Source organism: Pseudomonas sp. RA_35y_Pfl2_P32, from assembly GCF_963970735.1.
Taxonomy (GTDB): Bacteria; Pseudomonadota; Gammaproteobacteria; order Pseudomonadales; family Pseudomonadaceae; genus Aquipseudomonas.
Genome location: NZ_CAXAQF010000062.1, coordinates 1 through 1231, shown reverse-complemented (window position 1 = coordinate 1231; position 1231 = coordinate 1). Strand labels below are relative to the sequence as shown.

Here is a 1231-nt window from a genome sequence, read left to right as displayed (position 1 = left end):
TGAATCGCCCCGGGTTTCGTAGACACCTCCATGCCTTAAAATGAGGCCAATCAGGAGGTGCCATGAGCAACCCGCGTTATCCCGAAGAATTCAAAATCCAAGCAGTCAATCAAGTGACCGAAAAGAAGCTGCCTGTCGCTGAGGTAGCGGCCCGTCTCGGCGTGTCGACGCATAGCCTCTATGCCTGGATAAAGCGCTACAGCAAACCTCAAGAAGAACGGCAGCAGGATGATGATCAGCACGCTGAGCTACGTCGTCTGCGAGCGGAACTCAAGCGCGTCACTGAAGAGCGAGACATCTTAAAAAAGGCCGCCGCGTACTTTGCCAAGGAGTGCGGCTGAAGTACGCTTTTATCAAGCAGCGCGCGGGCGACTATTCGATTCGACGGCTTTGCCTGACGCTGAAAGTCCATCCCAGCGGTTATTACGCCTGGCTGTCTGAGCCGCAATCTGTACGCGCCAAAGACGACCAGCGACTGCTGGGTTTGATCAAGCATTCCTGGCTGGAGAGCGGTGGCGTTTATGGCTATCGCAAAATCCACGACGATCTGCGCGAGGTCGGTGAGGATTGTGGTCGTCATCGTGTGGCGAGGCTGATGCGTCTTGAAGGTCTGCGTTCTCAGACAGGTTATCGACGCCGCCCTGGAAAGTACGGCGGTAAGCCAGCGGTCGTCTCACCCAATTTGCTGAAGCGCCAGTTCGATGTTGTGGAACCCAACAAGGTTTGGGTAACCGACATCACGTACATTCGTACGTATGAAGGCTGGTTGTATTTGGCGGTGGTACTGGATCTGTTTTCTCGGCAGGTCGTTGGCTGGTCAATGAAGTCGCAGATGACCAGTGATTTGGCTATTGATGCGTTGTTGATGGCGGTTTGGAGGCGTAAACCGAAGCAAGAGGTGATGGTTCATTCCGACCAAGGCAGCCAGTACAGCAGCTCCGATTGGCGCAGCTTTTTGAAGGCAAACAATTTGGTTGCCAGCATGAGTCGCCGAGGCAACTGTCATGACAACGCCGTGGCCGAGAGCTTTTTCCAGCTTCTGAAACGGGAACGGATCAAGCGAAAAATCTACACCACGAGGGAAGATGCTCGGAGTGATGTGTTTGATTACATCGAGATGTTCTACAACGTAAAACGCCGCCATGGTTTCAACAATCAGCTGTCACCGGTAGAGTTTGAAAAGCGTTACGCAATGAGCTTGCAAGGTGTCTAGAGAATCCGGGGCGATTCA

Annotated in this window: 1 protein-coding gene; it reads left to right on the top strand. The window is 53.3% G+C overall.

The features are described 5' to 3' along the window. The first annotated feature begins 62 nt into the window (after positions 1–62). Positions 63–1213 (top strand): IS3 family transposase gene (locus tag AACY45_RS27045; protein WP_102063847.1). Its coding sequence is split into 2 segments (ribosomal slippage): positions 63–306 and positions 306–1213, totalling 1152 coding nucleotides; the frame shifts between segments, so codons are not numbered across the junction. Positions 1214–1231: the final 18 nt, after the last annotated feature.